This is a genomic window from Marinimicrobium sp. ARAG 43.8 (genome assembly GCF_050113635.1).
Taxonomy (GTDB): Bacteria; Pseudomonadota; Gammaproteobacteria; order Pseudomonadales; family Cellvibrionaceae; genus Marinimicrobium.
Window position 1 is genome coordinate 202,900 of the sequence record NZ_JBNJLT010000002.1, and the last position, 25,189, is coordinate 228,088.

Sequence of the window (25,189 nt, forward strand, 5' to 3'; positions counted from 1 at the left end):
CCCGTCTTCCCATGGATTTTTTTGAGCAGCAGGAGTTGGCCCGGCGTAACACGCGCCGGCTGGTGCTGTTGCTGACCCTGGCGGTCACTGCCATCATCGCCACCACCATTCTGGTATTTGCGGTAGCGACCGCCGGGTTCAAGCCTTTCCTGCTGGAAAGCGGGCAGAGTTTTTGGGTGGCACTGTACTACTATCACGGCTGGCAGCCATTTGCGCTGATCGCGGTATTTATCGTGCTGATGGTGTTAACGGGAGCCGCCGTGAAATGGTTGCAGCTGCGCTCCGGCGGCCAGGCGGTCGCCGAAGCGCTGGGCGGGCAGCGTATACCCGGTAACACCAGTCTGCCCGAGCAGCGGCGCCTGTTGAATATTGTGGAAGAAATGGCGATTGCCTCCGGTACGCCAGTGCCGCCAGTCTACCTAATGGACGAACCGGGTATTAACGCCTTTGCTGCCGGCCACGGAACACATGACGCTGTCATCGGGATTACGAAAGGAGCTCTCCACACGTTAAATCGCGAAGAATTACAGGGAGTGATCGCCCACGAATTCAGCCACATCCTGAACGGCGATATGCGTCTCAACCTTCGGCTGGTGGCTATTCTTAACGGCATACTGCTGATCGGCCTGCTCGGAGAGCTGTTATTGCGTTCCGGGAGCCTGCCTCGCTCCCGAAAAAACGCTCAAGGGGGGCAATTGGCATTGGCGGGCCTCGGGCTGATCCTGCTCGGTGCCGTGGGGACGTTTTTCGGGCGCTGGATCAAGGCCGCAGTCAGTCGGCAGCGAGAATTCCTGGCCGACGCATCGGCCGTGCAGTACACCCGCAACCCGGAGGGTATCAGCGGCGCGTTGCTGAAAATTGGCGGCCACACAAACGGGTCTCGCCTGCAGGCTGCCGACGCATCTGAGTTTAGCCACATGTATTTTGGAGAAGGCGTCCGTGTGCGATTCCACCGCCTAATGGCCACTCACCCTCCTCTGGAAGCGCGCATCCGTCGCGTGTGGCCCCAATGGGACGGTCGCTTCCCCACCCCTTCCAAAAACGCCGAAACTCAATCTCCAACGGCAGAAACACCATCGTCATCCGAGCATCGCGGTGACAGCCAGCGGGAACGCATCCAGGCTGTGTTAAGCGGCGTTATAAGCGCGGAGAGTCTCCACCAGGCCCGCGAGTTGCTCGACCAAATTCCCACTGCATTGCGGGAAGCCGCACAGGAACCCTTTTCCGCGCGAGGCGTTCTCGCGGGTTTATTGTTGAGCCGCACTCCTTCGGATCGCGAAATGCAATGGCACATCCTGCAGCAACAATGGGACGCCCCCACGCTTGCCCAGTTGACCCCGGTTATCGAGCTGGCCGAACAAACCCAGCCCAGCCACCGCCTGCCATTGATTGAATTGTCCCTGCCCTCGCTGACGGCGTTATCCGAGCCCCAAAAAAAGGACTATCTGACACTACTGGATCAACTGGCCCGTGCCGATCAGCGCATTGTCTTAAGTGAGTGGATTGTCTGCCGCCTGGCCCAGACGCACTTGAATCCAAAACCGGTCGTTACGCAGCGGCTGCAATTGAAGTTTTGCCGGGACGAAGCGCGCACCCTGCTCTCGGTCGCCGCGCTGATCAGTGGTGCCAGAGCGACTTCAGCCTATGAAGCCGGCGCACAGGCACTCGAAGAAACACGCCCGATGCTGTCCCGACACGAGCTATCGTTCGATCAACTCGACCAGGCCGTGGAGCGCCTGCGACACCTGCAGCCACTGAGCAAGCCCAAACTGCTCAAAGCGCTGCACCAATGCCTGGTCGCCGACAAACTCATCACCACATCGGAAACGGAGCTGTACCGGACGCTGGCCGATGCTCTGGACTGCCCTGTGCCACCGCTAAACGTTCCAGACACCCGGTAATTCGCTTCCAACGACCCAATAACCTAACAGCCACGCCATAAAGCCGGTTAAATCCTGGCCGCCCAACAGTTATAATGGACCTTTCGCCCACCAACCATTGAGGTAGCAACCTTGCAACTGGATCAAGCGACACAAGAACAATTGCGACAGTGGGAATCCGAACTGGCCGAGCAATATCAGGCCATTGTCGACCAGAAGCTCAGCCTGGACCTGACTCGCGGCAAGCCCTCCCCCGAACAACTGAGTCTTTCGGATGCGTTGGACGGTATCCTGAACGGCCACTACAAAGCCGAAGACGGCACAGATACCCGCAACTATGGCGGCCTGGACGGGCTCCCTGAAGCCAAACAGCTGGGTGCCGACCTGATGGGAGTCAACCCGGCCAATGTCCTGGTGGGCGGCAACAGCAGCCTGACGCTGATGTTCCAGATGATGTTAACCGCTCACCAGTTCGGCTTGAGCGGCCCCGAGAGTGCCTGGAAAAACGAAGGCCAGGTGAAGTTCCTGTGCCCCGTTCCCGGCTATGATCGCCACCACACAGTGTGCGAGCAGCTCGGTATCGACATGATCCCCGTTCCGATGACCGACACTGGCCCGGACATGGATAAAGTCGAGGCGCTCGTCAAAGACGACCCGCGCATTAAAGGCATGTGGTGCGTCCCCAAGTACTCCAACCCTACCGGCGTTGTCTACAGCGACGATACGGTTGAGCGCATCGCCGCGCTCGGGAAAGTGGCCGGGTCAAACTTCCGGGTATTCTGGGACAACGCCTATGCGGTGCACGATCTGGTCGATAATCCGCCGGAGCTGGCGTGCGTCATGAAAGCCTGCCAGCAAAATGGCACCGAGGACTCGGTTATCCAGTTCGCCTCCACCTCCAAGATCACTCACGCTGGAGCGGGGGTAGCGTTTGTAAACGCCAGCGAAGCCAACCTCAAGGGCTTCAAGCAGTTCCTGGGCAGCTGCACCATCGGACCGGACAAAGTCAATCAAATTCGCCACAGCCGTTTCCTGCCAGATCGTGCGGCATTGATGAAGCATATGCAGGGGCACGCCGAACTGCTGAAACCGCGATTCGCGGCGGTACTGGAAGCCCTCAATGGGGCATTCAGCGGCACCGATCTCGGGCAGTGGCAGGAACCGAAAGGCGGCTATTTCGTGTCGTTCGATACCCGTCCCGGCTGTGCAAAAGACACGGTTCGCCTGGCCGCGGAAGCCGGTGTAAAGCTCACTCCAGCGGGAGCTACTTTTCCCTACGGCGAAGACCCTCGGGATTGCAACATCCGCATCGCTCCCTCCGTACCCAGTGTGGAAGAAGTGAAGGGCGCCATGAAGGTGTTTGTGGTGTGCGTGAAGCTTGCCTCAGTGCGCGCACAACTGGGCGTATGACAACACAGCGCTAACGGACGAGCAGCCATGGATGGCTGGAAAGAGGCAAAATGACAAACGGACCTGCATAAAAAAACCACCGGTTTTCACCGGTGGTTTTTTTATGCCGCAGCGCAACCGGCTCTAACGAGCCCGTGTTTCCTCAGGCATTGGCACCAATACCACACCGGGTGCGTTAGCCGCCCTTGCAGCATCTGCCACTGACACGTATACAGAAGCGTCTGACCGGTCATGAGCGCGGATAATCACTGTGGCTTCCGGCAGCTCCGCCCGCATCCGCTCGATATTGGAGCGGATCGCCCGGGCGTCCACCCGGCGGTTTTCAATCCACACCTGATTGTCCTGGCGAATGTCCACCACGATATTGGGGTCGGCATTCTCTGGTGGCGGCTGATCATTCTCCTCAGGCACATTCGTGTTGAGGCCGACTTCTTTGACGAACGACGCCGTCACAATGAAGAAGATCAGCATGATGAACACCACGTCCAGCATGGGGGTCAAATCGATATCGTTACTATCTTCACCGCTACGGCTCTTCTTTCTTCTCACCGCACTTACTCCCGTTGTTATCTGACATCACCGGGCTATCTGGGACAGATGCCCGGAAAACAGACCCGAATACTAACAGCTTTTATGACCAAATGACCAATGCTTTCTCGCCAAAACAATGATTACTGCGCCATTTTGGGTGATTATGCCCACTCCAACGGCGCCCCTTCTTACTCGAATAGATCCAGCTGAAAAAAAGCCTGATCTTCTCGCAAATCCACAAATCGAACGCCCAGGCCCAACAATCGGACCGGTCGATTGCCCCGGGCAAACGCTTCTTCACAAAGCCCCCGATAAACGGCGGCATTGATCGACGTTCCGGCCCGCTCCAGAGTCGTGGCCGTAAAGTCATCGAACTTGAGCTTCACAAACGTCTTTACCACGCGGTAATCTCCATCCACCCGCCTCAGCCGCAACCCCAGGGACTGTAGTAAACCCGGAATCTGGCCCAGGCAGTGCGGTAAGTCCGGCAAATCCTGGGCAAAAGTGTGCTCCACGCTCAATGATTTTCGTCGACGGCTGACCGTCACTTCCCGCTCATCCCGCCCGTGGCTCAAGTGGTGCAAGCGCGCTCCAAACGCCCCGAAGCGTTCACTGAGCGCGAAAACATCAAACGCCCTCAGATCTCCGCAGGTTTTTACCCCCAGCTCGGCCAGGCGCTGGGCCGTGGCACGGCCCACACCGGGCACACGGGTGACCGGCAAGGTGCGCACGAAATCGGCTACTTGATCCGGGGTCACCACGAAAAGCCCATCGGGTTTCCGCCAGTCACTGGCCACCTTGGCCAGAAACTTATTCGGTGCCACTCCGGCGGACACGGTAATGCCCAGTGTCTCCCGGATGCGCTCCCGAATGGCCTCGGCCATGCGCGTAGCGCTGCCCTGACAGTGATCGCTATCGGTCACATCCAGATAGGCCTCATCCAGAGACAAAGGTTCCACCCGATCAGAGAAATCATAAAACACATGCCGCATCGTCAAAGACGCCTCGCGATAAGCCTCCATACGGTGGGGAACAATCAACAGATCCGGACAAAGGCGTTTCGCGTAGGCCGATGCCATCGCCGAACGCACGCCATAGCGACGCGCTTCGTAATTACAAGTGGAAATAACACCACGTCTGTCAGCCCCACCACCCACGGCCATGGGCCGATGACGTAAAGACGGATCATCGCGCATTTCAATCGCGGCAAAAAAACAGTCAGCGTCGCAATGAATAATCTTTCGCACCGGGCACTCCCCACATTCTTTACCTGTAATTATATACAGAAAAAGGAGTCTGTTCGATGTGTGACTGACCATTGGCACTGGCTTCGAAAATAATCGAGGTGGCCTGGAGGCTATGCTTCAAACGCAAAAAAAAGAGCAAATCGTTTGTTTTTTATAAAAAAAGTGCTGTTTTTGGGGAAATTCGCAATAAAAAACTTGAATTTTTATCACAAAGTTTTAATTTACTACCTGTTTGTATTTCACTTTTCCACTCATTGTATTTTTTCTCTTCCAAAAAGATAAAGGAAGCACACCATGGCTGCACGCAAAACCAAATCCGTTGACGCGGTCGCGCAACTGGAAAAAGACTTGGACACCCTGAAGGCGCAACTGAAGAAAGCCCGCACCCAACAGGAAGCCGACGCTCAAAAAACGGTAACGGCTCTGAATAAAGAAGCCACCAAAGCTGCCACCAAAGTGAAGTCCTCCCGGACCAAGCTGGCCGCCGCCCGCAAAAAGAAAACCGCCGCTGCAGCCCGTCAAGCCGAAGCCGCCAAAGCCGCACTGGCTTCTGCTCAAACCGTCCACAACAAAGTAAAAGCGGAACTGGCTACCGCCAAGCAGCTGCTGGCGGAAATCAAAGCCTCCAACAAACTGGCTGACGAGCATGACAAGGCCATCGCCAAAGCCGAAGCTTCCATGGCGAAAGTTCAGAAAGCCGCCGCTCGCAAAGAAGCCGCCAAAGCCAAGGCCGCCGCTAAGAAAGCCGCTGCCAAAGCGAAGGTAAAAGCCAGGAAAGAAGCCGCGCGCGCCAAAGCCGCTGCCAAGAAGGCCGCCGCCCGTCAAAAAGCTGCGGCTAAGAAAGCCGCCGCTAAAGCCAAGGCCAAAACGAAAAAGGCGGCCGCTAAAGCTAAATCCAGCAGCAAGAAAACCGCCACCAAAAAAGCCTCTACTCGCAAAACTGCCGCGAAGAAGCCGACGGCCAAAAAAGCCACTGCCAAAAAGAGCACCGCTAAAAAAGCAGTCGCCAAGAAGCGTACGGCCAAGAAGTCAGCCGCTAAAAAGGCACCTGCCCGTCGCGGTCGCCCACGTAAGAAAGCTGCTACCACCGCGTAAGTCTGCGCTGGCAGTGTCAAAAAAGGGTCCTTCGGGGCCCTTTTTTATTGGGCTTTCCGTTTATTAGCACCCGCGGTTTGATCCCGCGCACCAATATCCAACGTCACGCCATCTTCGGATTTCATGCAAACCGCCCGGTAAAATAACGGCTCGCCCTGATAGTTCTCAGCGTTAAAATCCACGGTGTAGGACAACGGCGGATGATAATCCAATGAGGGGGTTTCTAGCACGGCGGGCTCCGGGCGAGCGCTGTTCAGCCACTCCAGCGCCTGCATGTTGCCCACTCGCTCTCGCAGCGCCACCACACACTGCTCCCACAACCGCTCGCGGCGCTCATTTTCCACTTCCCACCATTCGATCCATTCGCGACGCTCCTTTTCAGAGGCCCACACCTGCGCCTGCAGCGCATCCCTTTGCGCCAATCTGGCTTGCCGCTCACGCTCTTCGGCATCGATTTCGGCCTGCTCTTTTTCTAATTGATCAAACGACACCAGCCCTTCGGGTCGGGTTTCGTCCACTTTTTGCAAAGTCGGGCCATCCACTACCAGACTGAACGTTCGTCCGGCTTCATCGCGGCAGACAAACCTGAAAACCGGGTGTTCAAGACGGGTTTGATCCAGGAGAGAGGTGCCCTCCAGCAATTCATCGCACGCTGACCAGGCTTCCACTTCTCGTGCTGCATCATAAAGGCGGGGTAAATGGCGTAGATAAGACGAGGGCAACCAGAGCTTGTCCAACAATGCATCATCCACGCCCAACACATCGGCCGGCGTAGCTGCGAACAGCCACACCAGGAGTATAATAAGGCGAGGGGGATTACGCTTTAGGCAGCTGTTCCTGGGCAATCTGGGCATAGACATACGCCGCCAGCAACAGCCGGCTGTCCTCATCGTTTTCAGTGAATTCCACCCCGTAGACCACGGGCATTTTCTGCTTGACCTCCTGAGTGCTGCGCTCCACTCGTGATCGAATCACCGCCGTCAGGGACAATGACCGGTAGATTTCCGCCACCTCGACCTGACCGGTAAGCGTCAGCTGGTCTCCATTGCCTCCCGCCACCTGATCAAACTCCAGGCGAGCGCCCGACAAACTGATATCGGTGATGCGAGCCTCCAATACTTCATTGCTCAGGCTGCTGCGATTGACCACTTGAACCGGAAGCTCAACCTCAACCCGGGTGGACTGACGGATACCTTTGAAGCCGACCTCACTGGGGTAAGTGAGATGCAGCAGCGGATAAGGCTCAGTGGTTTGGGCTTCCACCTGACAGGAGAATACGGCGGCTCCATTCGAGACCACCATACGCGCTACCACTTGCTGTCCAGGCCGCAGCCGCAGGAAACGCCCATTGATTCGAGGGATGGTCAGCATAAGCGCACGCCCCGGAATAGCGCCGAGAAACCGGCAGGGGTAGCGCTCAGACATTCCGGAACTCGTCTGCACCTCTAGCTGTAGAGCGTAGCCCGGATGAAGTTTCAGATCATCAAACGTCATAAATTCACAAGGTAGCTGGTATCAGTCTGTACCGTTGGGAAACGGCTTCTTTGGCCTCATGATAGCAAATTCACTGGCGCTATCATCGATTCATCGACTCTGAGTCTCCACGGGCTGAGACTCCACCGACCAATACTCAACCACCAAATTCGCCGTTCCATTCGAGCAGGAGGCGTGCCAGAGCCTCCGCCTGGGCGTGTAACGCCAGCAGCTCCTCCTCTGTGTCTCTAGGGCCGTTGAACAACTTGATTTGCCGGTGCCGGTTGGCAAAGCTGTGCAGCGGGTTCTGAGCCCGGTACACCTCCAGTTTCCAGCGGAGGCTGTGGACCGTGTTGCGATAGTAGGTCAGTTTACTGGCAAGGGTCACTGGATAATGATCAAACAGGTCCGCAAAGTGCGAAAAGTCTGCGCTAAGAACCACGGCTTGCCGACCATTCTCCGGGGCGATTAACGTGGCGGTTCGCTCTCGCCCCGTTAACATCGCCAACTCACCAAACACCTCACCCGGGGTGATACGATTGATCGGCTGCCCACGTGCAGCGGCGTTGGCATAGACTTCCAACTCCCCGCGCAACAGAAAATACAACTGCTGGTCTCGCTCGCCCCGCATCAATACCACTTCACCTGGAGAGTAGGACAACACACGCGCTTCACTCAGCAACCACTCGAACTGAGCGATATCCTGCTGCTGAACCTGTTTGTAAAACGGTATCGTCAACAACCAGCGCTCGATACTCTCTCGAGGCAGCCTGGACAGCGGTTTGGTTTCCATAAGGGACCATTTCAGCTTTTATTATCGGGTTCACCGCCGCCCTGGCCCGAGCTCGCGGCAAATTCCCTTGAATCATAGCGCTGCCCCGCGGACTGTGACAACCGCTACGCCATCAAGTTGAGACCTGCGCCCTTAATTAACACTTTCCACAAAGACTATATCGCCCGTAGGCACCGTCGATCCGACAGTCGATCCGACAAAGGTACATTACCAGGCTAATTATTGTATGATTGACCGTCAGGGTACGGGCCGTGGCCCCAGTGCAGTACGCTGGGTACCGCCACCGCGATAGTGACAACAACCGCCCGACTGAAAAATAATGATGCTGAAGTGGGATTAGCTTATGTACAAAGCCTCAGTCATTTCTTTTTTAACCGCCTCTCTGTGGGCAGGATTCATCATGAGTGTCCAGGCGGCCTCCAGCCTTAACGGGTTGGCGTCACATCAGGAACTGGGACACGAAAGCTTTATTGGTGCACTGTACCTGGAGTCCACCACCGACAGCGCTGACCGGGTTCTGAACAGCAGCGGCGCCAAGCGCATGGAGTTGCGCATAACGGCTGAGAGCGGTATTCCGGCCAGGCGTTTCAGCCGCATGTGGATTGAAGGGGTGTCGATCAATAACAGCGGCAGTGTCTTTGCCGCCCAGGCCGATAACATGGTGGCCTTTTCCAACCTGTTCGCAGACCGGCTGGAAAAGGGAGATATTATCACCATTGCCCTGGCACCCGATAATGGCGTGGCCGTCGGGGTGAACGGTGTGGAACTAGGGGTGATTGAAGACGATCAGTTTTTCAATCTGCTGGCACGCGCCTGGGTTGGTAGCGTTCCTCTGTCTTCTACCTTTCGCAACAACCTGTTATCTCCCAACGATATCTCATCGGACTTGCGCTCCCGCTTCGAAGCCATCGAACCCACGGCGGAACGCATTGATGCCGTAGCGCAGTGGCAGGAACCAGAAACTGAGCCAGAGGAGCCCCCCTCGGCTCCTCGCCCACTGCCCGGCAACGGCGCTCCACTCGTTACCGCTCTGGACATACCCCAGGCCAGGGTCGAACCTGCCCCAGAGCCGGAACCGGAACCCGAGCCAGAACCGGAGCCTACCCCCGCGCCACAACCTCAACCGGAACCAGAGCCTGAACCCGAACCGGCGCCAGCACCACCGCCTACAACGGTGGCAGAGGAGGAGGATGAAGACGATGAACCTTTGTTGACCGCAGAGTCCCTGCGTGCACAACAGGTGTACTTCTCGGACTTGTTGCGGGGCATTCTCAGCAACACAGCCTACCCCCGCCGCGCGATGCAGCGCGGGCAAGAGGGGGAAATCCGGGTGGCGGTGGTCATCAATCGCCAGGGTCGCATCCAAAGCATGGAAATGATGGAAGAGTCCGAGCATTCCATGCTCAACCGCGAGGCGGTCCGCGCTATCGAAGCAGCGGCTCCCTTCCCCTCAGTGCCGGATATCATTCGCGGCGATATCTATGAGTTCTCGGTACCGTTTACGTTTTTGTTGCCGGACTGATTAATGCTCCCGGGTGGCGCGGAGCTTAACATCCGGGTAGCGTTCCTCGGTCAATGACAAGTTAACGCGAGTGGGGGCCAGGTACGTGAGGTGGCCCCCACCATCCAGCGCCAGATTGTCTCCGCATTTACGCTTGAACTCTTCCAGTTTTTTGGGATCCTCACACTCGGCCCAGCGGGCCGTCGCCACGTTCACCGGCTCGTAGATCGCCTCGACTTTATATTCGTCCTTCAGTCGATAGGCCACCACCTCGAACTGCAAAACACCGACCGCCCCAACCACGATATCGTTGCTGTTGAGTGGGAAAAATACCTGGGTGGACCCCTCTTCCGCCAATTGCTGCAAACCTTTTTGCAATTGCTTGGTCTTCAACGGGTCTTTCAGACGTATGCGCCGAAACAGTTCGGGCGCAAAGTGGGGGATGCCGGTGAATTTGAGATTTTCTCCCTCCGTAAAGGTATCCCCAATCTGGATAGTGCCGTGGTTGTGCAATCCGATAATATCGCCGGCAATCGCCTCATCCACTGCACTGCGATCGCCCGCCATGAAAGTGACTGCATCTGCGATTTTCACATCCTTACCCAGTCGCACATGCTTCATTTTCATGCCCTGCCGGTACGTGCCGGAGCAAATACGCATGAAGGCGATGCGGTCCCGGTGCTTCGGGTCCATATTCGCCTGGATCTTGAAGACAAAACCGGACAGTTTTTCTTCCACGGGCTGAACGTCCCGGTCATGCGTCGGCCGGGACAGCGGTGCAGGTGCCCAGTCCACAAAATGGTCCAGCATTTCGCGAACCCCGAAATTCCCCAATGCCGTACCGAAGAAGACAGGGGTCATCCGCCCCGCCAGGTATTCTTCCACATCAAAGGGCGACGTTGCCCCCCGTACAAATTCAATCTGCTCACGAACGTCTTCCAGGTCATCACCCAGCAAGGCGGCCGCTTCCGGACTGTTCAGGCCGTTTATTCGAGTATCTTCCGGCAGCACATTGCCCTGCCCTTTGTGGTAAACGTGGATGGTATCGCTATAGAGGTCATACACACCTTTGAAATCCTGCCCCATCCCGAGTGGCCAATTGATGGGGGCGGCGGTAATATTGAGCACCGATTCAATTTCATCCAGCAGATCCACCGGGTCGCGCGCTTCACGGTCCAGCTTATTCACAAACGCCAGGATAGGAGTGTCGCGCAGCCGACACACATCCATGAGTTTAATGGTTCGGTCTTCCACCCCTTTGGCGCCATCAAGCACCATCAATACCGAGTCCACCGCCGTGAGCGTGCGGTAAGTATCTTCTGAAAAGTCCTCGTGCCCCGGTGTATCCAGCAAATTGACCATTCGCTCCCGATAGGGAAACTGCATCACCGATGAGGTAACGGAAATGCCCCGTTCCTGCTCCATCGTCATCCAGTCGGACTTGGCGTGTGGGCCGCGCTTGCCTTTGACTGAACCAGCCTGCTGGATAGCGCTGCCCAGCAGCAACAGTTTCTCGGTAATAGTGGTCTTACCCGCATCCGGGTGGCTGATAATAGCGAAGGTACGACGCTTGGCAATTTCCTGGGGGAGCGAACTCATGGGGCCTCTGACACTGACATTACCCGCCCGCCAGAACGGAGGGCGCGGAAAATTTGACGAATTCTAGCACGGGCCACTGGATTTCGCAGACTCTAACCCAACGATGGCTTAAGCTTGTGGCAGTGTCAGCTCGAACCGACAGCCTTGTGGGGAGTTCTCCACTAGCGCCAGGTCACCACCATGGGCTAACGCAATCTGGCGGGCGACGTGAAGCCCCAGGCCGGCACCTCCAGATTTGTTCATCGGCGCGCTCGCGCGGCGGTAGCGGTCAAAAACAAACGGCGCTTGCTCGGGATCAATTCCCGTGCCCTGATCCGTAACACTGACCACAAGTGCGCCTGATCGCTGCGAGACATCCACAAGAATCTGGCCCTCACCGGAATACTTCACCGCATTATCCAGAAGATTGGAAATCGCGATGCGCAGTAATCCCGCATCCGCTGAAAGGCGAAGGGGTTCCTGGCCATCCGGTTCACCACCGTTGACCGTCAAATACAGGCGGGCGTCATTATCGGCGCCGATGCTGCCCGCCAGCTGGGCGGCCTCCCGGGTCAGATCGGGCAAATTCACATTCTGCCGGTCAACATACAGTTTGTCGGCTGACAGGCGGGCATCGGCCAGACAATTATCGGTGAGCTGCACCAGCCGGTCAGTCGCCCTCTGAATCTTATCGTACCGCAAATGCCGCTGATCCACATTCATCCGTGGCATCAACTTCAGATTAGCGAGTGCACTGGACACAATCGCCAGTGGCGTACGGAACTCGTGAGAGACCATGCCAATAAACTGGCGCTGATGAAAACTGGCTTCCCGCTCAACCTGTAACTCGCGTGTCAGTTGATGCTTCTCTTTGGCGAGCCGATTCTCTTCCCATATTCGATACACCGCCAAAGCCAGAACCGCCACCATGTTCACCATGAGTATGTACTGCCAAATACCATAAATAGCGTTGGAGTACGGAATGAGACCAAACAGGGACAGCAATGCCATGGTAGCGGCAAACACGTAAAACAGCGGCGCCAGCCCCAGCAAAAGATAAATCACACCAGGTCGTTTAAGCCACCAAAACCGAAGCGCTCCTCCAGTGAACACAAGAGCGGTAATCGTGGAGATGAGGGTTTGTAACTCAATGGCTGTCCCATAGACATTCAGGGGAATACTGATCTGCAAGCCAATGATCAACCAGAACCCGACCATCACACCGGTGTATGCCTTTGGCGAGTATTCTTTTAAGCCCAGTGCTTCCGCACTCATCCACAGCAAGCTTGCATAGGCCAGGAGCGTCAATACACTGGTCAAATGATGTTGGAGGTTCCAGGAAGAAGGACCCATCAACCAGTCGACAAACCCCTGGATACAGGCCACCAGCATATAACTCAACGAAAACAGGCTAATGGACCACAACAAACGACGCCGCAAAATAAGCGCCAGCAGCAGTGCCAAACCGCTGGAAACGGCGGCCAGCCCAAAGTAAAAACTCCAAAATGCGGTGCTGCCTGCGGCGTGCGAGGAAAATGTGGCCGGAGACCAGAGCGTAGCATTGGCCAACACGGCACTGCTGCTTTGCACACGCAGCACCAGATCATAACCCTCACTGCCCGAGGGCAACGGCGGTATCACAAACACAGGGAAGCGGTAATCGATATCACCGCTGGCGACCGGTACCAGGTCGCCGGCGGAACGACGCTGCCACGGTAAGTCTGTCCCTTGGGGACGAAAAAACAATGACAAGTGGTCCACAAAGTTAGGTCCCAGTTCCAGCCATTGTTCGCCAGACTCGAAATAACGAGCTGGCAGAGAGAAACGAATCCACAGTGCCGATGTCGTGTAACCCAGAGAGAGGGGGACGCTGCGGGCTGTCAGTTCAGAGGCGGGCACTTCGAGAAATTCGTCAAGCGTCAGGGCGGCCTTCTGATCCTCATACCACTGAAAGGGGAAATCCTCCCCCAGTAAGCGTTGCGCCCACGCCTCCTGTCCCGCAAACGGTAACGTCAGCAGGAAGCAAACCATCAGCAGTAACCGCTGAACAACCAACCGTCGGGCGGGCATTAGGCATCGCGACATGAAAAAAGCTCAGGTAAAATCGCCATTAACAAACGAGCAGGAGAAAGGCTATCGCACACGACGCGGCGCAGCCGGTGGCACCGGCAAGGTCACCGTCACTTCGAGTCCTTCCTGAGTCGCACGGTGCAGCGTCAGGCTCCCACCATACAGCGTGACCAAGTCTTGCACAATTGCCAATCCCAGCCCTGACCCCGAACGGTTTTGATCCAGCCGCATACCGCGATTGAGCGCCTCACGCGCTTCTTCCTGAGACATCCCCGGGCCATCGTCCAATACCGTCAGCGTCACCAAGCTCCCGTTCATGGAGTAATTCAGTTCTACTTTGCCATGGGCCCAGTTCACCGCATTTTCCAACAGGTTCCCCACCATTTCCTGGAGATCCTGAGGGTCTACATTCAAGCGTGCCGCCGGGTCCGCGCTTACAGTAAAGCGTAACCCCCGGCGCTCGGCCAGGCGTGCAACGCCGGTTACCACGGGCTCCAGAGTCGCCACCAGATCCAGTGTTCGCCCCAAAGAGACCGGCCCCGCCGCAGAGGCGCGGGCCAGATGATGACGCACGGCTTCGTCCAGGCGGCGCAATTCCGCCTCCACTCCCGCGCGCGACTCTTCAGGAAGACGCTCCGCCAAGGTCGTCAGTACCGCCAGCGGGGTTTTCAAGGCGTGGGCAAGATTGCCAGCAGCCGTGCGCCCGCGCTCAATCAAATGTTGATCCCGTTCCAGCACGGTATTGATGGCCGAAGCCAGACGAGCCAGCTCTTCTGGCAAGCGCGTATCCAGATACGGCAACGCACCTTGCTCCACGGCCCGCAGACTGCGTTCAATACGACGCAAGGGCGCCAGCCCCCAGCGCACTTGCAGCCAGATCAGCAGCAGCAACAACGCGCCCAGTGTTACCAGAGAAATTGCCAGCAATTGCCCAAATCGCGCCACCTGGGCATCGACCTCCGTCAGGTCAGCCGCAACGGACACGTGTAGCGTTTCCCCCAGACCCGGCAACCGGATATCGCGTTCAGCCAACCGCAAAGGCTCTTCGCGAGGCCCGGCAATATCACGAAACGTCAGACCGGCGTCATGAGCGTGCGGCAAGCGTTGGTCCCACAGGGAACGAGAGGTCAGCACCCGATCGCCATCGTCCCGAACCTGCCAGTACCAACCGGAGAAAACCCGATCAAAGCGAGGGTCACCCAACTGCCGCTGGCGCCCGAGATGGTTCTGGGTCTGATCGTAACTGATACCGGCTATGACGACATTTAACAGCGATTCCAATCGTTCGTTAAACGCCGAATTCACCGCACCGCGAAGATTCCAGAACAGCAGCCCCCCGGCGAGAGGCAATATCACTATCACTATAATCAGAGCCGTCACCACCATTCGGGTGGCAATGGGCATTGAATACAGGAATCCCGCTTTCATGGCTCGCGGGGCTCCACCACCATTCGATATCCCTGCCCTCGTACGGTTTCGATCACCTCGTTACCCAGCTTGCGGCGCAAGCGGCTGACTTGCACATCAATCACATTCGAGTCTGGCTCCTGGTCGCGATCATAGACATGCTCCGCCAGCTCGGTGCGACTGACAATGCGGGGGGCCGCATGCATGAGCCGGGAAAGCAGGCGAAATTCCTGAGCGGTAAGCGACACCGGAAGCCCTGCCCGGGTGACTTGCGCATTGTGTGTATCCAGCGATACATCGCCCACGGCGATCACTGGGTGCGCGTGACCGTGGGCGCGGCGCATCAACGCCCGCAAACGAAACAAAATTTCGGCGGTTTCGAACGGCTTGACCACATAGTCATCCGCACCGGCGGAGAAGCCCGCGGCTTTATCCGACCAGCGCTCCCTGGCGGTCAGAATCAGCACCGGGAGATCAATGCCCTGTTCCCGCCAGGCCGACAACCATTGGATTCCACTGCCATCAGGCAGGCCCAGATCCAGCACCACCGCATCGTACGCTTCGGTGCTCATCAGAAAATCCGCCTCGCGACCCGTCGCTACCGACTCCACCAGCAAGCCCGACTCCTGCAAAGCCGTGGCGAGCCCCTCGGCCAGCGGTGCATCGTCCTCAACCAAGAGCACTTTCATCGACGCTCCATCCCTTTAATGTTGCTGCCTTCGATACTCAACAGCTCGCCGGTGACGGCATTGATCTCGAATTCCACCACCTGGCCCTGCGGGCCGAGCAGTTCGACTTCATACACTCTGATGCCGTCTTCATCATCCAGATCCACATCAATCACCTGTCCCACATAATCCTCGGCGAGCTGGTCCAGAATCTCACTCAAAGGTTTGATTCTGCCCTCTTGGACTTCCTCGTGCAGCCGCAACCAATCCTGATCGTCGTCCGCCGTTGCGGGCAGCGCCCCCAACCAACAGGCCATCAGCACCGCGCTCAAAAGCGCTCCGCCTATCGAGAATATCACACGGAATCGATTGTCGGTTTTCATAAGCAGGTTTCGGGCAAGGAATTGAAAATGTCACACCTCACATTATCACAAAGCCAACATGAACAGACCATGAACAAAACGCTCACGCTACGGTAAGCCTGACTTTTGTAGGATGGTTCCAACGCTGTAGCAAAACACGTCTTACTGGCTCAGCGTCTGATGATTAACTTTATGTCGAAAGACAGGAGATGAACCATGAAAAAGATGATCAGTGCAGCCCTTATTGGTACGTTCGTTACCACTTCCATGGCAAGCTCTCTGGCGCTCGCGGCCGGCACCCAGGACGATGTGAAACGGGCGTTGGACGTGGGTACCGAGTACGGCATTACACACTTCCACAGCATTGAGCTGGACGACGACCCCAATGATTTTGCAGAAGTGGAAGGCTGGCTGGACGAGCAGTGGTACGTCGAGCTGGAAATTAATCCCGATGGCACGATTCACAAAGAGGAGCGCCACAAACGCAACGGAGGCCCCTGGGGATTAAGCGCCGACCAGACGATGGAATACCTCAATGCAGCGTCTGAGCGCGGCCTGGATCAGATCGAGGAAATCAAAATGAACAAACGCGGATCGGTCGAAATTGAGGGCCGCCATACCAATGGCCGCGAGCTGGAACTCGATTATGAACAGGGCAACATGGAGCCGGTGAAAGAAGATCTCGACTAACGGTGAGCGAACCGCTACCGATTCAAACTCCCTCCAGCATTAGCGGCCTCGCCCAGAGGCCGCTCTCTTTTTAACGATCTTCCTTTTAACAATTTCCCTAGAACGGTGAATGCTTTTTCAGTTTTCTCTGCAACGTTCGGCGATGCATGCCGAGCGCGCGAGCCGTGAGTGAAATATTGCCCTCGTGCGCCAGCAACACGCGTTGAATGTGTTCCCACTCTAACTCTGCCGGGGAGGTGTGCCTGGTCTGCTCATCCGCCGAGTAAGTGGCCTCGCCGGTCAACACCGCCAGCAAATGACCCATATCCACCGGTTTGGCGAGATAGTTGGTAGCGCCGCGCTTCATGGCTTCCACCGTGGTGGCGATACTGGCGTAGCCCGTCAACACCACCAGTTGGCGCGGTTGAAACCGTCTATTCAGCGGCTCAATAGCGGCTAGACCCGTTTCTTCGCCCAACATCAAGTCCAGCAGAATCAGTTCCACTGGCGCCACCGCCTCTGACTCGGCTTCTTCCAGGTTGGCACAGGCCGTCACTTGCAAACCCTCACGAGCCAATCGCCGGGCCATCAGGTCCCGGAACACTGGGTCATCATCAATCAACAGCAAATGGCTCATCACTCATGCACTCTTGTCTATCGGCAATTCCAGCAAGGTTCGCGTTCCGCGCTCGTCCCCGCTCCAATACACCCGCCCACCGAAGCGCTCCAGCGTGGCGTAGCTGACCAATGCGCCCACGCCGAAACCGGTATCGCTGGCCACAAATTCCGCACCGAGCCTCGCTTGTAGCTCCGGGGCCAGCGAGCGACCATCGTTATCGATCACCAATTGCCACACGTCGCCGTTAATGTGGCTTTTCGCCTTGACTTGACCGTCCGCATCCAGTGCATTGTGCAAAAGGCTTAAAATCGCCGGAATCAACGTGCGATCCGCCCGCACCTGGATGTCGCCCAGCGCCGACTGTACCGCCCACATTACCTGCTCTCCTGGGCGGGTAATCAGCAACAGATCCCGCACTGACTGCAACAATGCTTTTACAGACAACGGTTGCAAACGCCGCTCACGGACATCTTCCGCAATGAGCCGCCAATCCGACAGCAAGCTCTGCATACGATCCAATTGCTGGCGGATCATCTCGCGCTCGATCTCCGTCGCCGCTCGGGAGGACTCATTCAACCCCACCTCCATCTCATCCATCAGCAGCCGGACAGATTGAACAGGCGTTGCCATTTCATGGGTCAATTGCGCGGCGGCGGTACCGACGGCCAACAACTGCTCATCGCGTAACTGCGCCTCGCGCAGTTGCTGGATGTCCTGATCACGCTGGTGTAGCTGTCGCCGAAGATACAACAGCGTCACGGCCATCAACACCGCCGCAATCACAAAACCAATCACCATGGCCTCGAAATGGCGATCCATACCGTGAGCACCAGCGTGCATATCCGGAATCGCCACCAGTTGCACGAGTTGACCGGTGATGCTCACCAACAACAGACCGGCCGCCCAACGGGGCGGTAACAGCAAAAACGCCAGGACCAGCGGAATCAGCAACAAGGCCGCAAACGGGTTGGTGGCACCGCCGGTCAGCCACACCACACCGTTCCACAATAAAATATCCAACAAGAGATGCACCGCCAGCCGATGGTGGTCCACCCGTGGCCAGGGCACATAAGAGAGAAGCTGTACCAACCACACGGCGCACCACAGAACCAGCCAACCCTGTTGCGGTGACGTATTACCGATAAGCGCCTCTGCACCAATCACCAGTGATAAGGCGGCGGCCAGTAACCATCGCACCCATTGCAGGTACAGCTCAGGAGGCCGGTCATTGACTGTCATGGGTCGCCTCCATTAATACCGGAGTGTTACTCTGCCTGAGGCCTTTCTCCTGAATTATTCGTACATAATGACGCAGCCACCACCAGGCCCACAGCCCTACTAACACGTTGGAGAGCGCTGTGGCGATGAAAATACCCTCCAGTCCGAGCCACCATTGCCCGATCAAAGCCAAGGGTAAAAAGACATACACCACTCTACCCGCCGAGAGCGCCATGGCCGGCAGCGGTCGACCCAGGCCATTGAACGCCGCATTCACAGCCATCACGAGCCCATAGGCCCCGTAACTGAAGGGCACCACCGCCAAATAAAACGCCGCCACTTTCAGCACATCGTCATGCTCGCTGAACAAACTGGCCAGGGCGCCACCAAACCACCACAGCAACACGGCCACCAGCAGCCCGAAACCGAGACTGAAGCGCGTCAGTACGGACAGCGCCCGCGCCAGCCGATCCGGCTGTCCGGCCCCAAAATTCTGGCCAAAAAACGGGCCGATAACCCCCGAGAGCGCATAGAAGGCGATCAACATCAACGGCTCAATGCGCATCGCCACACCGAGTCCTGCAACGGCATCAGTGCCGTACCGCGCCACCATCAGGGTCACCACCGCGGTCGCCAGCGGCACAATCACGTTGGCCACCATGGCCGGGACACCGACATGCACAATGGTTTTCCAGGAACGGCTTAACGCATGCCAAGCCACCCACGGATAGGTCAGCAGGTGCACCCGCGCCGCCAGAATGTAAAACGCCACCAGAAAGGTCAGCACTCGAGTGATCAGCGTTGCCAACGCCGCACCCTGCAATTCCAGCGCCGGAAAGCCCCAAAGCCCAAAAATCAGCAGTGGATCAAGCAACGCATTGAACAGCGCCGCCGCCCCCATCAAATAGCCCTGAATCTGGCTCAGGCCCAGGGCCCGCAACGCCGACAAACACACCATCGGCACCATCAGGAACGGGGCACTGATAAACCAGATAGACATATAATCACGAATCAGCGGCAGCAGGTCCGGCGTCGCACCGAGCAGTGAAAACAAGGGATCGAGAAACAGCCAGCCGAGCAGACACATGGTGGCAGAAATCAGGAAGGTCAAGCTGATCGCGTCGGTGGCCAGTCGCCTCGCACTGTTTGAATCCCCCTCGCCAATGGCCCGGGAAATCGCGGACGACGTTCCAGCGCCCAGCCCAATACCCAGGCTGGTAATGGTGAGCACGACGGGAAAGGTAAAGCTCATGGCCGCCAAAGGCTGGTTGCCGAGCTGAGCCACATAAAAGGTATCCACCACATTGAACGACATGGTGGCCAGCAACCCCCACACCATAGGGATGGCCAGAGTGCGCAGTTGCCCCGCTACGGACCCTTCAGTAAGCGTTGCTGTCAGTGGTCGCGCCATAAACTCCCAGCGGTCAGCCCCGTTAGTGATAACGGGTTTGTGATGGCGGATTTAAAGCGCCATAGTATAACCGATACACAAACCCAACTGATCCGGACCCGCATTAAAACTTGCCAACCCATAAGACCCGGGTTGACAAAATACCTTTATAGGCATAAATATATACCCATACATTCTTATATAGGCATTTTAATCCATTTCTGTATCCGCTTCCGGACGTCCGCTCAATGCCAAAAACCGACTATCAACAAGGCTTATCCGAAGAAGCGCGGGTTGCGCTTGGAATAATGGCCTCTAACCTTCGGGAAGCCCGAAAAGCCAGAGGCTGGACAATTAAAGAAACCGCCAGACGCTCCCTGCTTTCCATCAATGCTTATCGAAACGCTGAGGCGGGTAACCCGGGCACCGCCCTGGGTGTCTATCTCGCGGTGCTGGACACGTTTGGTTTAGCGGACGGCGTAGCCGACCTGGCGGCCCCCCACCGGGATGAAACCGGACGCCGCCTCAAACAGATAAAATCTCTGGGGAAAGAGGTCTGAATGGTTGAGCCGTACTATGACGCCTACGTCTTCACACGCACTTCGGGGGGAGAGTTGACCCGAGTCGGCCAGCTCTCAGCCCGACCTCCCGTTGGCACCTTTCGCTACGACAGCCAATGGCTAGAGAACCGTGACGCCTACCCTCTTGATCCGGAAAACCTACCGCTTAAAGCGCATACTTTTCGCACCACAAACCGCAAGGCCGTGTTTGGCGTTTTTACCGATGCCGGTCCGGATGACTGGGGGACCCGGGTTTTACTTCTCAACAACAGCAGCACGCCCAAAAATGAGATAGAGCGCTTGCTACGCACCAGCGGCAGCGGTGTAGGGACACTGGCCTTTAGTTTGTCCCGGTCAGCAACCCGACCGGCATCTCAGCCCCCCGATATTACCCTGCTGGCCGAACTTTCCAACGTCATTCAAAAGGTATCTGAGCGAGAAACACTAACCAGCGATCAGCTCGCACTTATTGAACCGGGTTCCAGCATGGGTGGAGCCCGGCCCAAGGTCGTTGTTTGCGAGGGAGAAGAAAGCTGGCTGGTGAAGTTTTCTCGAGTGAGTGACCCTGTCGATATTCCACGTCTGGAATATGCCACGATGAAACTGCTTTTTCAGGCCGGCTTTCACGTTCCCGAAGTCCGACTGGAAGAGCTTGGAAATGGACAAACTGCCTTCTTGATAAAACGCTTTGATCGCACACCGGGGCAGCCCGTCCACTTTCTTTCCGCCAACAGTCTGTTTAATCTGGATAGAGTCAGAACCGTTCGAGATTCAAAACTCAACCCATACAGCTATATCAATCTTGCCCGAATCCTTCGGCATCACTCATCCGAACCAGAAAGGGACTGTCACGAGTTATTCCGAAGAATGGTCTTCAATATTCTGATTGGCAACGTTGACGATCATGCACGCAATCACGGCATGATCTACGAAATCAACCAACAACGTTGGGGAATTGCGCCTGCCTATGATGTGCTCCCCACGATTCATGGGGCGCAGGGACGGCAAGCCATGGGGGTCGGGGTTGACGGAGCGAACAGCACGAAAACCAATGCACTGTCTTACGCCAACCTCTTTATGCTCGACAAAACGACGGCCAACCGATTTTACTCAGAGGTCAAAGCGATTGCAGAGGAGCTGCCTCACTTTGCTCAGCAAGCCGGGATGGCAGCGGCAGAGCAAAGCATTTTGACCTCTTTCCTCAAAGCCACAACCTCGTGAGCGGTAATAAGACTCAAGACAACTGGCGGGCCAGAATCAACGCATCTTCCCGGCCGCCGTTAGCCGGGTAGTAATTGGGGCGATGGCCTACCTCAAAGAACTGCTCGCGCTCATAGAAGGTAATGGCCTGGGTATTAGAGACACGCACTTCGAGGAATAACATACTGGCGAAAGGCTTTATCTGTTCCAACGCCAGTTCAAGCAGCGCTTTTCCCACGCCGTGGCGCTGCTTTTCAGGCGCTACCGCAATATTCAGCAGCTCTCCGTCACCACCGGCCCAAGCGACCACGACAAAGCCCACCAAGCGGCCTTCATTGTGGACAGTCCAGCAGTGGTGCCGCCCGTTCAGACAATCTTCATAGCTGGAGCGTCGCCATGGATGCGTTTGCACCCGTGCTTCCAGCGCCATCACATCGGCGATGTCCGAGGCCGCCAGCGGCCGGACCTGAAGCGCAGCGCCGGACTGGGTCGTTAATTGCTCGGGGAGTGGATAACCTTTCAAAACCATGACGTGCCGCAATATCCGAGTCAGGAAGCCATGGGCAGCCAGGCTTGCAGCGCCTGCCACAGCGGGCGCTTCAGAGAACAATCCCGAAGCAGCTCGGCCAGGCTGGGGGCCACGAGGGCCTGCCGGTCAACCACCGGCAAAACGAACGACTGCCACAGTGCCTCGTCATAACGCTGTTCATTGGGCAGGAAGTGCCGGGCGGCATTTTCCCCCATGAGCAGCAAATGCTTGACCGGACGCTTGCGCAACTCCGCCTCCAGCCAGGAATGCAGCTCCTGTCGCGCGTCTTCGGTTGTTAAGCGCACCTTGGGATTGTTAATCAATGGCCAGGGCAGCACCTCCTCGCTGACTCCCTGGCCCGTTTCGGCCCCCAGTGCTGCCAACAGGTTGTGCAACAACCGGTCCGTGGGCAGCGCCGCTTTGGGTTCCCGGGCATCCAGCACCAATAAAGGCAAGGGTGAACGCCAGATACTGAGCTTGAACGGTGCCACCGTCGCCGCGTCCGCGGCCTTTTCGGGCACGGGCGCCGCTTCAGGGTCTATGGGGCGTGGACGACGGTCGGTTTCAGGCGCCGTCATATCCCTGAGTACATCCGTCATCACCGGCGGCGTCACCGCAGCGCCCGTGACGGGCTTCTGCGGCGCCGAAGCCGCTCTCGTTTCGCTGGATGGCTGCTCGACGGATCTCACCTCATCCAGCACCGACAACTCGCACGTTACCGGCTCGGGAGCCTGAGCGAACTGCCAGCGCGGAACATACTGCTCCACACCGAGCACATCGAGGTAAGCCTGTCGCTGGTATTCGTTCATCAGGGGCTCTGGCTATTCGCCAATCGCAAGAAATGTCCGCGTATTCTAGCAAACTTACCCGCGCTTGAGCGCGTTGGCGCCAACCTTCGGTGGCCGGTATACTCGACGGCAAGTTTACAACCGTCCTGAACAGAAGAAGGAGCCCCGCCCCATGCCTGATATGCCCTACGCCGATGTCGTCACCACCGCCTGCCGCGCGGGAGACGCCATTATGGCCGTGTATTCGCGGGACTTTGCCGTTCACCAAAAAAGCGACGACAGCCCGGTGACCGAAGCCGACCTGGCAGCACATCATATTATCGTCGCCGACCTCCAGCGGCTGACTCCAGATATCCCGATCCTTTCCGAAGAGAGTGCCAATGCACCCTGGGAGGAGCGTCGTCAGTGGGAGCGCTATTGGCTGGTAGACCCCCTGGACGGGACCAAGGAGTTTATTCGCAAAAACGGGGAATTTACCGTCAACATTGCCTTAATCGAGCAAGGCAACCCGGTCTGGGGGGTTGTCTACGCGCCTGCACTCGATACCTTGTACTACGGTGGGACAGCCACTGGCGATGCGGTCAAGGTGCGGGCCGAACAGGCATCCCCCATCCATGCCAGTGCGGCCCCCGAGGGACGAGCGGGCTGGCGCATCGTCGGCAGCCGTTCTCATCAGAGCCCAGCCTTTCTGGAATTTCTGACTGGTTTTGACGAGCCGGAAATCAAAAGCCTGGGCAGCTCCCTGAAAATATGCCTGGTGGCCGAGGGCGAGGCCGATCTTTATCCTCGCCTCGGCCCCACCAGCGAATGGGACACCGGCGCGGCCCATGCCGTCCTGCTCGGCGCAGGCGGGCAACTGGTGGTCGCTGACACCGATGAACCTTTACGCTATAACCAGACAGACTCGGTGCTGAACCCCTTCTTCATTGCCAAAGGGAAGGTGTAAATGACTGAAGCGCTTTCCATCGAGCGGGAAAAAATGCTCGCCAGCGAGCTGTACGACCCAATGGACCCGGAGCTGACCCAGGCACGACGGCGCGCACGCCTGCTCTGTGAAAGCCTGAACGCGAGCCGCGATAATGAGGTCAAAAAACGGCGTCAACTATTGCGCGAGTTGATACCGGATGGCGGGAACACCGTTTGGATGCAGCCACCGTTTTATTGCGATTATGGCGACAATATTCACTTGGGCGACAAAGTCTTCTTCAATTTTAATTGCGTGGTGCTTGATGTGGCTGAAGTACACATTGGTGCCCGCACGCTGTTCGGCCCCGCAGCGCAAGTCTACACCGCCACCCATCCACTGAACGCACAGGAACGGGCCTCCGGGCTTGAGTCCGGCTTGCCGATTCATATCGGTGAAGATGTCTGGGTTGGGGGCGGCGCCATTATTTGCCCCGGCGTCACTATCGGGCATCGCAGTGTGATCGGTGCGGGCAGCGTCGTGACCAAAGATATTCCTGCGGATGTGTTTGCGGCGGGCAACCCCTGTCGCGTAATCCGGGAACTGTAAAACCGCACTTACTCCCCCAATACCTGCTCCGCGATGTCACCACCGATCCCGAGGATGCCGCCGTCGTAAAAGCCATTATTTACCTGGGGAGGAGTTTCGGTCTGAACGTGATCGCCGAAGGCGTTGAAACCGAGGAACAGCTCGCCTTCTTGCGCAACAGCCAATGCACCGAGGCACAGGGGTACTTATTTGCTGAGCCGATGCCCGCCGAGGATTTTTTACAGTGGATAACAACATTAAAGTGAGGTGCTGTTAAAACGACAGTTTTTGAACTATTTTCTACCAAACAATAATTAGCGCCGTCCTTGGCGCCGACGCATTACTTATCTGCGATTCTTTTAATGTTTTCGTGAATTTTGAACAGCACGATCAACAGCTCACACCAGATTCTAGCACCTACTGCACCACCGATAATAATACCGAGCCCACCGATAAATTTACCGAAAGTCACGCCACCAAAACCGGTAAACATCGTGCCGAAACCGGAAACCACGGCGAACAGTAACAGCAACCAATAAACAAAAGTGATGATTTTTGGAGTCAGCATGGAATCGAAAAAGAAAACTTCCTTCATGATTGTTCCTCTTGAGCGTTATTAAAACAGACAAAATCGTTGGTGCATTAAAAACCACCCATACATCAGTGGATTAACATGCCATACCAGATGCCAGTTGACAACAAGCCAACC

26 protein-coding genes are annotated in these 25,189 nt (G+C 56.8%); 10 read left to right on the forward strand and 16 right to left on the reverse strand.

The annotated features are described in order from the left end of the window. Window positions 1-11 precede the first annotated feature (11 nt). Complete coding sequence (locus ACQCLF_RS06135) at window positions 12-1,901, forward strand: M48 family metallopeptidase (protein ID WP_426985423.1); 1,890 nt, start codon at window positions 12-14, stop codon at window positions 1,899-1,901. Window positions 1,902-2,012: 111 nt separating this feature from the next. Continuing rightward, the gene (locus tag ACQCLF_RS06140; protein ID WP_426985424.1) at window positions 2,013-3,290 is read left to right on the forward strand and encodes an aminotransferase class I/II-fold pyridoxal phosphate-dependent enzyme; all 1,278 of its coding nucleotides are present in this window, start codon (window positions 2,013-2,015) and stop codon (window positions 3,288-3,290) included. Window positions 3,291-3,413: 123 nt separating this feature from the next. On the opposite strand, the gene ACQCLF_RS06145 is transcribed toward ACQCLF_RS06140, so the two are convergent. Then, window positions 3,414-3,839 carry an ExbD/TolR family protein gene (locus tag ACQCLF_RS06145; RefSeq protein WP_426985425.1) on the reverse strand — a complete coding sequence of 142 codons (426 nt, stop codon included), beginning with the start codon at window positions 3,837-3,839 and terminating at the stop codon, window positions 3,414-3,416. Between the two features lie 170 nt (window positions 3,840-4,009). Further along, the gene (dinB, locus tag ACQCLF_RS06150) at window positions 4,010-5,068 is read right to left on the reverse strand and encodes a DNA polymerase IV (protein WP_426985426.1); all 1,059 of its coding nucleotides are present in this window, start codon (window positions 5,066-5,068) and stop codon (window positions 4,010-4,012) included. Between the two features lie 294 nt (window positions 5,069-5,362). Between dinB and ACQCLF_RS06155 the strand changes: the two genes are divergently transcribed. Further along, the gene (locus ACQCLF_RS06155; RefSeq protein ID WP_426985427.1) at window positions 5,363-6,163 is read left to right on the forward strand and encodes a hypothetical protein; all 801 of its coding nucleotides are present in this window, start codon (window positions 5,363-5,365) and stop codon (window positions 6,161-6,163) included. Window positions 6,164-6,207: 44 nt separating this feature from the next. Here the strand turns inward: ACQCLF_RS06155 and ACQCLF_RS06160 are convergent, their stop codons facing one another. From ACQCLF_RS06160 to ACQCLF_RS06170, 3 genes are all read right to left on the reverse strand, one after another. Next, the gene (locus tag ACQCLF_RS06160; protein ID WP_426985428.1) at window positions 6,208-6,915 is read right to left on the reverse strand and encodes a hypothetical protein; all 708 of its coding nucleotides are present in this window, start codon (window positions 6,913-6,915) and stop codon (window positions 6,208-6,210) included. Window positions 6,916-6,979: 64 nt separating this feature from the next. Continuing rightward, window positions 6,980-7,657, reverse strand: a complete 678-nt coding sequence (locus ACQCLF_RS06165; protein WP_426985429.1) for a flagellar brake protein — start codon at window positions 7,655-7,657, stop codon at window positions 6,980-6,982. Window positions 7,658-7,793: 136 nt separating this feature from the next. After that, entirely contained in the window at window positions 7,794-8,429 is a 636-nt protein-coding gene (locus ACQCLF_RS06170) for a cyclic nucleotide-binding domain-containing protein (protein ID WP_426985430.1), read from the reverse strand. 400 nt (window positions 8,430-8,829) lie between these two features. On the opposite strand from ACQCLF_RS06170, the gene ACQCLF_RS06175 reads away from it, so the two are divergent. Beyond that, the gene (locus ACQCLF_RS06175) at window positions 8,830-9,951 is read left to right on the forward strand and encodes a TonB family protein (protein WP_426985431.1); all 1,122 of its coding nucleotides are present in this window, start codon (window positions 8,830-8,832) and stop codon (window positions 9,949-9,951) included. On the opposite strand, the gene ACQCLF_RS06180 is transcribed toward ACQCLF_RS06175, so the two are convergent. The 5 genes from ACQCLF_RS06180 to ACQCLF_RS06200 form a co-directional block, all read right to left on the reverse strand. Beyond that, the gene (locus ACQCLF_RS06180; protein WP_426985432.1) at window positions 9,952-11,529 is read right to left on the reverse strand and encodes a peptide chain release factor 3; all 1,578 of its coding nucleotides are present in this window, start codon (window positions 11,527-11,529) and stop codon (window positions 9,952-9,954) included. 108 nt (window positions 11,530-11,637) lie between these two features. After that, window positions 11,638-13,578 carry a sensor histidine kinase gene (locus ACQCLF_RS06185; RefSeq protein WP_426985433.1) on the reverse strand — a complete coding sequence of 647 codons (1,941 nt, stop codon included), beginning with the start codon at window positions 13,576-13,578 and terminating at the stop codon, window positions 11,638-11,640. A gap of 63 nt (window positions 13,579-13,641) precedes the next feature. Next, window positions 13,642-15,006, reverse strand: a complete 1,365-nt coding sequence (locus ACQCLF_RS06190) for a sensor histidine kinase (protein WP_426985434.1) — start codon at window positions 15,004-15,006, stop codon at window positions 13,642-13,644. After that, complete coding sequence (locus ACQCLF_RS06195) at window positions 15,003-15,674, reverse strand: winged helix-turn-helix domain-containing protein (RefSeq protein WP_426985435.1); 672 nt, start codon at window positions 15,672-15,674, stop codon at window positions 15,003-15,005. The genes ACQCLF_RS06190 and ACQCLF_RS06195 overlap by 4 nt, the downstream gene beginning before the upstream one ends. Further along, entirely contained in the window at window positions 15,671-15,976 is a 306-nt protein-coding gene (locus ACQCLF_RS06200) for a PepSY domain-containing protein (RefSeq protein ID WP_426985771.1), read from the reverse strand. The genes ACQCLF_RS06195 and ACQCLF_RS06200 overlap by 4 nt, the downstream gene beginning before the upstream one ends. Window positions 15,977-16,231: 255 nt before the next feature. Between ACQCLF_RS06200 and ACQCLF_RS06205 the strand changes: the two genes are divergently transcribed. Next, complete coding sequence (locus ACQCLF_RS06205) at window positions 16,232-16,705, forward strand: hypothetical protein (RefSeq protein WP_426985436.1); 474 nt, start codon at window positions 16,232-16,234, stop codon at window positions 16,703-16,705. A 97-nt stretch (window positions 16,706-16,802) separates the two neighbouring features. Here ACQCLF_RS06205 and ACQCLF_RS06210 read toward each other — a convergent pair whose 3' ends face one another. The 3 genes from ACQCLF_RS06210 to ACQCLF_RS06220 are packed head-to-tail and all read right to left on the reverse strand — an operon-like array spanning window position 16,803 to window position 19,932. Beyond that, complete coding sequence (locus ACQCLF_RS06210) at window positions 16,803-17,321, reverse strand: response regulator transcription factor (protein WP_426985437.1); 519 nt, start codon at window positions 17,319-17,321, stop codon at window positions 16,803-16,805. A 3-nt stretch (window positions 17,322-17,324) separates the two neighbouring features. Next, window positions 17,325-18,542: a sensor histidine kinase gene (locus tag ACQCLF_RS06215; protein WP_426985438.1), complete on the reverse strand. Its 1,218-nt coding sequence runs from the start codon at window positions 18,540-18,542 to the stop codon at window positions 17,325-17,327. Next, window positions 18,529-19,932, reverse strand: coding sequence for an MATE family efflux transporter (locus ACQCLF_RS06220; RefSeq protein WP_426985439.1), 1,404 nt, complete (start codon window positions 19,930-19,932; stop codon window positions 18,529-18,531). The genes ACQCLF_RS06215 and ACQCLF_RS06220 overlap by 14 nt, the downstream gene beginning before the upstream one ends. A gap of 227 nt (window positions 19,933-20,159) precedes the next feature. Between ACQCLF_RS06220 and ACQCLF_RS06225 the strand changes: the two genes are divergently transcribed. Together ACQCLF_RS06225 and ACQCLF_RS06230 are read left to right on the forward strand one after the other, a co-directional pair. Then, window positions 20,160-20,471: a hypothetical protein gene (locus tag ACQCLF_RS06225; protein WP_426985440.1), complete on the forward strand. Its 312-nt coding sequence runs from the start codon at window positions 20,160-20,162 to the stop codon at window positions 20,469-20,471. Next, the gene (locus tag ACQCLF_RS06230; protein WP_426985441.1) at window positions 20,472-21,692 is read left to right on the forward strand and encodes a type II toxin-antitoxin system HipA family toxin; all 1,221 of its coding nucleotides are present in this window, start codon (window positions 20,472-20,474) and stop codon (window positions 21,690-21,692) included. It abuts the gene before it with no gap. 13 nt (window positions 21,693-21,705) lie between these two features. Here ACQCLF_RS06230 and rimI read toward each other — a convergent pair whose 3' ends face one another. After that, on the reverse strand, window positions 21,706-22,200 hold the full coding sequence (gene rimI, locus ACQCLF_RS06235) for a ribosomal protein S18-alanine N-acetyltransferase (RefSeq protein ID WP_426985442.1): 495 nt from the start codon (window positions 22,198-22,200) through the stop codon (window positions 21,706-21,708). Between the two features lie 20 nt (window positions 22,201-22,220). After that, the gene (locus tag ACQCLF_RS06240) at window positions 22,221-23,009 is read right to left on the reverse strand and encodes a hypothetical protein (RefSeq protein WP_426985443.1); all 789 of its coding nucleotides are present in this window, start codon (window positions 23,007-23,009) and stop codon (window positions 22,221-22,223) included. Between the two features lie 151 nt (window positions 23,010-23,160). Between ACQCLF_RS06240 and cysQ the strand changes: the two genes are divergently transcribed. The 3 genes from cysQ to ACQCLF_RS06255 all read left to right on the forward strand — a co-directional run bounded on the left by cysQ (window position 23,161) and on the right by ACQCLF_RS06255 (window position 24,746). Continuing rightward, window positions 23,161-23,934, forward strand: a complete 774-nt coding sequence (gene cysQ / locus ACQCLF_RS06245) for a 3'(2'),5'-bisphosphate nucleotidase CysQ (RefSeq protein WP_426985444.1) — start codon at window positions 23,161-23,163, stop codon at window positions 23,932-23,934. Next, window positions 23,935-24,501, forward strand: a complete 567-nt coding sequence (locus ACQCLF_RS06250; RefSeq protein WP_426985445.1) for a sugar O-acetyltransferase — start codon at window positions 23,935-23,937, stop codon at window positions 24,499-24,501. Window positions 24,502-24,578: 77 nt separating this feature from the next. Beyond that, a complete protein-coding gene (locus tag ACQCLF_RS06255; RefSeq protein WP_426985773.1) occupies window positions 24,579-24,746 on the forward strand; it encodes an EAL domain-containing protein in 168 nt (55 codons plus the stop codon). Between the two features lie 74 nt (window positions 24,747-24,820). Here the strand turns inward: ACQCLF_RS06255 and ACQCLF_RS06260 are convergent, their stop codons facing one another. Then, entirely contained in the window at window positions 24,821-25,075 is a 255-nt protein-coding gene (locus ACQCLF_RS06260) for a DUF4282 domain-containing protein (RefSeq protein WP_426985446.1), read from the reverse strand. Window positions 25,076-25,189: the final 114 nt, after the last annotated feature.

Excerpts from the sequence above, each read along its gene's own strand:
- ACQCLF_RS06135 (WP_426985423.1), top strand. The coding sequence starts at position 12 with ATGGATTTTTTTGAGCAGCAGGAGTTGGCCCGGCGTAACACGCGCCGG.
- ACQCLF_RS06155 (WP_426985427.1), top strand. The coding sequence starts at position 5,363 with ATGGCTGCACGCAAAACCAAATCCGTTGACGCGGTCGCGCAACTGGAA.
- ACQCLF_RS06165 (WP_426985429.1), bottom strand. The coding sequence starts at position 7,657 with ATGACGTTTGATGATCTGAAACTTCATCCGGGCTACGCTCTACAGCTA.
- ACQCLF_RS06170 (WP_426985430.1), bottom strand. The coding sequence starts at position 8,429 with ATGGAAACCAAACCGCTGTCCAGGCTGCCTCGAGAGAGTATCGAGCGC.
- ACQCLF_RS06175 (WP_426985431.1), top strand. The coding sequence starts at position 8,830 with ATGAGTGTCCAGGCGGCCTCCAGCCTTAACGGGTTGGCGTCACATCAG.
- ACQCLF_RS06180 (WP_426985432.1), bottom strand. The coding sequence starts at position 11,529 with ATGAGTTCGCTCCCCCAGGAAATTGCCAAGCGTCGTACCTTCGCTATT.
- ACQCLF_RS06185 (WP_426985433.1), bottom strand. The coding sequence starts at position 13,578 with ATGCCCGCCCGACGGTTGGTTGTTCAGCGGTTACTGCTGATGGTTTGC.
- ACQCLF_RS06190 (WP_426985434.1), bottom strand. The coding sequence starts at position 15,006 with ATGAAAGCGGGATTCCTGTATTCAATGCCCATTGCCACCCGAATGGTG.
- ACQCLF_RS06195 (WP_426985435.1), bottom strand. The coding sequence starts at position 15,674 with ATGAAAGTGCTCTTGGTTGAGGACGATGCACCGCTGGCCGAGGGGCTC.
- ACQCLF_RS06205 (WP_426985436.1), top strand. The coding sequence starts at position 16,232 with ATGAAAAAGATGATCAGTGCAGCCCTTATTGGTACGTTCGTTACCACT.
- ACQCLF_RS06210 (WP_426985437.1), bottom strand. The coding sequence starts at position 17,321 with ATGAGCCATTTGCTGTTGATTGATGATGACCCAGTGTTCCGGGACCTG.
- ACQCLF_RS06215 (WP_426985438.1), bottom strand. The coding sequence starts at position 18,542 with ATGACAGTCAATGACCGGCCTCCTGAGCTGTACCTGCAATGGGTGCGA.
- ACQCLF_RS06220 (WP_426985439.1), bottom strand. The coding sequence starts at position 19,932 with ATGGCGCGACCACTGACAGCAACGCTTACTGAAGGGTCCGTAGCGGGG.
- ACQCLF_RS06225 (WP_426985440.1), top strand. The coding sequence starts at position 20,160 with ATGCCAAAAACCGACTATCAACAAGGCTTATCCGAAGAAGCGCGGGTT.
- ACQCLF_RS06230 (WP_426985441.1), top strand. The coding sequence starts at position 20,472 with ATGGTTGAGCCGTACTATGACGCCTACGTCTTCACACGCACTTCGGGG.
- rimI (WP_426985442.1), bottom strand. The coding sequence starts at position 22,200 with ATGGTTTTGAAAGGTTATCCACTCCCCGAGCAATTAACGACCCAGTCC.
- ACQCLF_RS06240 (WP_426985443.1), bottom strand. The coding sequence starts at position 23,009 with ATGAACGAATACCAGCGACAGGCTTACCTCGATGTGCTCGGTGTGGAG.
- cysQ (WP_426985444.1), top strand. The coding sequence starts at position 23,161 with ATGCCTGATATGCCCTACGCCGATGTCGTCACCACCGCCTGCCGCGCG.
- ACQCLF_RS06250 (WP_426985445.1), top strand. The coding sequence starts at position 23,935 with ATGACTGAAGCGCTTTCCATCGAGCGGGAAAAAATGCTCGCCAGCGAG.
- ACQCLF_RS06260 (WP_426985446.1), bottom strand. The coding sequence starts at position 25,075 with ATGAAGGAAGTTTTCTTTTTCGATTCCATGCTGACTCCAAAAATCATC.